4 protein-coding genes are annotated in these 6,064 nt (G+C 52.6%); 3 read left to right on the forward strand and 1 reads right to left on the reverse strand.

The genetic code is table 11. The annotated features are described in order from the left end of the window. The 3 genes from AC222A_RS18440 to AC222A_RS18450 all read left to right on the forward strand — a co-directional run. A partial coding sequence (locus tag AC222A_RS18440; RefSeq protein WP_486775410.1) for an alpha/beta fold hydrolase occupies positions 1-857 on the forward strand: 857 nt, incomplete at its 5' end. A gap of 17 nt (positions 858-874) precedes the next feature. After that, the gene (locus tag AC222A_RS18445; protein ID WP_486775411.1) at positions 875-2,554 is read left to right on the forward strand and encodes a DUF885 domain-containing protein; all 1,680 of its coding nucleotides are present in this window, start codon (positions 875-877) and stop codon (positions 2,552-2,554) included. Between the two features lie 86 nt (positions 2,555-2,640). Further along, positions 2,641-3,681, forward strand: coding sequence for an AraC family transcriptional regulator (locus AC222A_RS18450; RefSeq protein WP_486775412.1), 1,041 nt, complete (start codon positions 2,641-2,643; stop codon positions 3,679-3,681). A 264-nt stretch (positions 3,682-3,945) separates the two neighbouring features. Here AC222A_RS18450 and AC222A_RS18455 read toward each other — a convergent pair whose 3' ends face one another. Next, a complete protein-coding gene (locus AC222A_RS18455) occupies positions 3,946-4,998 on the reverse strand; it encodes a Fic family protein (RefSeq protein ID WP_486775413.1) in 1,053 nt (350 codons plus the stop codon). Positions 4,999-6,064 lie beyond the last annotated feature (1,066 nt).

Raw genomic sequence — 6,064 nt, forward strand, 5'->3', positions numbered from 1 at the left:
TACCCTGCATTTATATCACAGGCACGCCAGCCTCTGGACTATTGGGTATTCTTTACGACGAAGCAGCGAAGCAAGCTGGCGTCCGTTTTATTTCCGGCGATAAGCCCGGCTACGGACATTCTGATTTTATGCCGGGGCGCCGACTCACAGACTGGCCGCGTGATATTACTGCGTTGGCCGATCATCTTGGAATTGACCGGTTTGCCGCAATGGGCGAGTCCGGTGGTGGGCCGCACGTACTGGCGCTTGCCTGGGGAATGCCAGAGCGCCTGACCGTTGCGCTGGATGTATCTGGCATGGGCCCCGGCCATGAAGAATGGGTTCGCAAGGGCATGAAACCGTTAAACCGCCGCTTATTCTGGCTGGTGCAAAAAGCGCCGTGGCTGCTTCGCTTTGCCATGCGCAACATGGCCAATAGCCTTGCCGATCCAAAGCGCCGCGAAAAATGGATTCAGAAGCAATTAGATGCAGCGCCGGAAGCGGATAGGGCGGTCAGCGAGTCCGCGCCGTGGTTAACAGAATTGACCTTGGAGGCATTTCTCGACTCAGTACGCCAGGGCCCCCAAGGTGCTGCGCAGGAAATGCAGATATTCGGCCGCCCATGGGGCTTCTCGTTGTCGGACATTCGAGCGCCGGTACAAGTGTGGCACGGCACCGAAGATGTCAATGTTCCCTTAGCGATTGCCGAACGAGTCTGTCAGGAAATTCAAGGCGCTAAAGCCTTTATTTTTGAGGGTGAGGGGCATGTTGTGGGCTATACGCGAGCCGGCGAAATCATGCAAGAGATTCTGAAAGCGGGCGCTGCAGATTCTGCCGATACTACAAAAAAATCGACCGCTAACCACGTACTGATATAAATAATTTGGAGAGCATCATGTCTGACGTAACGACAGTCCTGGAAGCGTTATTTTCTGAATATTGGGAGCACGTGTTAGATTTCTCGCCACAGATAGCACAACAAGTTGGTGACAGCCGGCATGCACGCACGTTGGCAAAAGAATCGCTGGGCGACTACACCGCGCGTTATGAAAGTGCCAAAACGCTTTTGGCGAAAGTAAACGCTGTTGATGTTAGCTTGCTGGAAAAAGGCGATGTACAAAACCATGCGATGATGGCCCGTGAGCTTGGCAATATCGTTGCCGATTTCGAACTCTCGGCGCATCTTCGCCCCGGGGTTTATCCCTTTTCGCCGCCGATGCTTGCAGCTTACTTGCTTCAGCATTCCTCCGTACTGAGTGTGCAGGATGGATTGGAATATGTGGATCGCCTTGGGCAGGTATCGAATTTTATTGACGATCATATCGAACGATATAGGGCAGGTTTTAAAATAGGCTATACCTTGCCTGACTGCTTGATCGCCCCCCTTACAAAAGATGCAGAGGCGCGTGTGAATGCACCGGCAGAATCCTGTGAGGAAATCCGGGTGCTGCTCGCAAAAACAGAGCAACGCTTTGAAGACGTCCGTGCTAATGCGCTGGAAGTAATTCAAGACAAAGTTAAACCAGCGCAGCAGCGGTGGTTGGAGTTCGTACGCAACGAGTTTGCTAATCAAACGACGGATTCCCTCGCAGCAAGTGATCAGCCTGACGGCGAGCGTTACTATCAGCACCGCATACGAATGGAAACTGCTTCAGACTTAACGCCTGATGAAATTCATCAACTCGGTATCAGTGAGGTGGAACGCATTGCTGGCGCCATGGAAGAGGTGATTAAACAAGCTGGTTTCGACGGTAATTTGAAGGCATTTCAGGAGCACCTGAAGAACGACAAGTCGCTCGTTGCGGAATCGGCTGAAGCATTGAAAGCCCAAATTGAGCAGTTGTCGATGCGGATTAATCGGCGCATCCCGGAGTTTTTTGGTCGTCTTCCGCGAATGACTTATGGTGTGGAAAGCATTCCCGAAGCCGCTGCTCCCGGGTTGCCGCCGGCGTATGCGCAGCCCAACCCGCCAAACGGCAAAACATCCGGTATTCACTGGATTACCAGCCTGCCGGAAAAAGCGCCGCGGTATATGCATATTCCGCTGGCATTGCATGAGGCTTGGCCCGGACACCTTATGCACATTGCTTTGCTGCAGGAGCAGGAACATCTGCCTGCTTTCAGACGCTATGGAGCCTTGAATTATATATCCTATATAGAAGGGTGGGCTTTATACTGCGAGCGTCTGGGCCATGATATGGGCCTCTACGATGATCCGCTTGACGCCTATGGCCATCTCGATATGGAAATGTGGCGCGCTTGTCGACTCGTTGTCGATACAGGTATTCACTACAAGTCGTGGACGCGTGATCAGGCCATTACCTTTCTCCGTGATCGCACCAGCTTGCCGGAAGCCACCATTGAGTCGGAAGTGGACCGCTATATCGGTCTGCCTGCTCAGGCGCTGTCTTATAAAATTGGCGAACTTAAGATACGAGAGCTGCGAGAGCGTGCTGAGACAACGCTGGGAGATAACTTCTCACTGCGCGAACTTCACGACCAACTTATTGGTTGCGGAGCCGTGGCGATGGATGTGCTGGACAATCATATTCAGGAGTGGCTCAGCGTCGCCTAGTATGGTCTTGCGCTGCTCCTCTTCTCACGCGCAAGGGCGAGCAGCGGTCGATAGCGGGCGTGCATACGCTGTACTAAGATAACGAGATGAGTCGTGCTTCGAAACCACCAGGGAACAAAAAGTCCGAGCTAATCTGGCAGGCGGTGAAATCGCTTGCGCGATCGTCAGAGGGCGAAGAGCCGGATCGTCTGGGGCAGTACGACACGCTCAGCACATTTGGACTGCGGCGAGAGCTAGCCACCGATGGAAATCGGGGTTATATGGAGTTCGCGTTAACGTCGCCGCATTTAACGGTCATGCGCTCGGCGTTCATTACTTCTGAAGAGCACCTGTCTATCGCGACCACAGAGCGTGATGTCTTGCGAATCCGGCTGGGCTTGAGCGGCAGCGTATCATGTCGTAACTCATCAGGTGGTAACTCTGTTACTGAAGTGCCGTCGTGCCTTGTGGTGGCTCAGCCTAAAGCAACGGAGATGGAATTGACGGTGCTCCCCATGGAGCATTACCGTTTTGTCGGTTTTGTGATTTCGCGTGGCACGCTTCTAGATGCATGGGGATTTGACCCTTCGGCGTTGCCTGAACCGCTGCGAAGCTTTGAGTTGGGTGAAACGAACTCACTGGAAGTTATCGAAGTGGCGATGTCGTCTGAAATGGTGAACATAGCTACGGACATAATGAAGTGTCGATTTAGTGGAGCATTGCTTGACCAATTTTTGGAGGCAAAAGCCCGTGAAGCACTTTGCTACCTGATAGCCGAACTGAATCGCCCGGATGAAAACCAGGTCGCAGATGCTGAGGTGCGTCTGACCAGCAGAGATCGAAGCGCGTTGGCAGAAGCTCGCCTGATAATTGATAAGTCCTACGCTTCCCCACCGTCGATTAATGTACTGGCGCGCAAGGTTGGCCTGAACCGCAACAAACTGTGCGCCGGTTTTCGCACCGCATATGGTTTGTCCATACATGAATATGCGCGCGAGCTCCGTCTTCAAAAGGCGCTGGAACTGCTGCGACAAGGCGCAATTTCTATTACCGAAGTTGCTGAACAGGTGGGTTATGGGCATTCCTCCAGTCTCACAGCAGCAATCAAACGGCGCTTTGGAGTAAGCCCACGGCAACTAAAACGCTAGCGTTGATACACGGGCGCTGTGCAAGGCGAAGCTTGCAACAAGAGCCTGACTACAGTTGGCGCTAAAATCTGGGAATAAGGTTTTTGGGGGGGCAAATGGCCCGCCCGAGAGGATTCGAACCTCTAGCTTCTGGGTGTTGACGGTCACGAGAATGACGAGCGAAAACTCCTCCGGATTGTAGGCGTGGGCATTTAGTGCTTACCTAGCAAGTTCTTGCTGCATGCAAGGTAGCTAACTCCAATAGCCCATCGATATCGCGGGCTACTATGCGCGACTGTACCAAGTGCCCTTGCCCCTTCCATGCTGAGCCAGTTGCTGATTAGCCACTAGATTTTGCAGATGCTTCTTTATAGTGTTTCGGTTAGCACCGGTCAGTTCAACCAGCTGGCTAACGGTGAGCTGGCCATGCTCTGCGGCAAACTCCAGAATTTTGATCGACAGCTCTGGCATCTTGGCCCGCAGGATATGCTCTCGCTCGATTTTGACTTCTAAACGCTGCTTTTGCTTTTTCAGCGCCCGTAGAAAGTACTGTACCCAGGGCTGCCAGTTTGGTGATTCAGTGCGGATTGTTCCTTGGGTATTACGTAATGCCAGATAGTAGCCCTCTTTGGACTGCTCGATCACGCTCTCTAGAGAACTGTAGGGTACATAGGCGTAGCCGCTGCGGAGTAACAAAAGGGTAGTGAGCACTCGGGATAGCCGGCCGTTACCGTCTTGAAACGGGTGTATTTCGAGAAAAACGACGGTGAAAACAGCAATTACGAGCAGTGGGTGCAGGCGTTTAGTTTCCAGCGCGCCCTGAGTCCACATTACTATCTCCGTCATCAGGCGGGGTGTATCAAACGGCGAAGCCGTTTCAAAAACCACGCCGACTTCCTTGCCATCCGCATCGAAGGCGCTGATATTGTTGGGGTGAGTCTTGTAGTTTCCCCGGTGGCGCTCATCCTTAGGACTGTATGCGAGCAATTCGCCATGGAGTTGGCGGATATGGTTCTCAGTGAGGTCGATATGGTCGGCGCTGTTGAAAATCATGCTCATCACATCTGCGTAACCTGCCACCTCCTGTTCATCGCGAGTATCGAACTTCTTGATCTCGATATTGTTAAGCAGGAGAGCCACCTCCTGATCGGACAATCGGCTTCCTTCAATACGGGTGGAGGAGCCGATACTCTCAATGGTTGCCACCCTACGCAGGGCCGATAGACGATCCGGTGCGAGGGTGCCAATAGCACGCCAGGCCCCTTTAAATTCGTCCAGCTCCGCGATCAGAGACAAGATTTCTGGGGTGATTTGGAGTGTATCTGTGTTTAGGCTCATAGCCGGATATATACCCATATATATCCATAAATTGCAAGTGATAACCGCCTATGGAGCCAAATTAATATCCATATTTATCTGAAAAGTGTCGAACAGCCCCGAAGTCTTGCTATCGTGGGTGTGCCTCAGCTCTAGAGCGGAGGGGTACAAGATGTCAGCGCTGAGTTGCATCATTCGCATGACGGGATTTCGACTCATTGCTATCTCCGATTTGATGCTGACACCATAAACCATGTCTAACATGTACGGTTTGCTTGGGGGCAGCTCTTCCGATTCCACACGGCGGGTGGCTTTGACTTGCGGTCTTCCAAGCGCTCTCGCGTTTTACGGATTGGCAAGTTGGATTCTTTCATCAGCCGGATGATCTCGTACTTTTCAGCGGCGGGGTTTAGAAATGCTGTCTTCGCCTCTAAGATCTTCCAACACAACTCTGCTCTTGTCTCCGGCAGAATATTTGTTGCGGGTCTTGCGGCGAATGTCTCGAACGGTTTGATCGGCGATCTTTGGTCGGTCATCACCGTCTCCTCATCGGTTGCCGATGAGCCAAAACTATCTCTTGGGCAAACAGGCCGGTTAGTCCGACTTCTGACGACGAGAAACAGCCAATGCGCTTGCCCAGCCATTTCAGTTGGCAGCAAGCGGACATTGTCGACCGATTTTTTTTAAAGGAGCGACTTCGGCACTGTATTTATCGAACGCCTCTTGCAGCGTCATTGCTTTCGCGTCAGAGGTTGATAGGGAGATGCCCCTGTCCATTTCTGACTTAACCAGGTGCGCCCACTGCTTGGCCTTTGCCATTGATGAGAAGGCCTTGTTTTCCGTTGGGTAACCCTTGCGGCGGGCATTAACTTGTACTCAACTGCCGGGGCGTTTTGCGAAGTTGCCATCAACTTTCCTTGGATGGCATTGTAAAACTGAAACGTTCCAAGGTTGGCTCGCGTAGGCAATTGCGGGAGTGCGCGGGATGATGGAGGGAGGAGAAAGAGTGCCCCAACTGCATGATGTTATGCGGGTGTTGATGGCCCGCCCGAGAGGATTCGAACCTCTGACCTCTGCCTCCGGAGGG

This window comes from Litorivivens sp. (assembly GCF_057445395.1).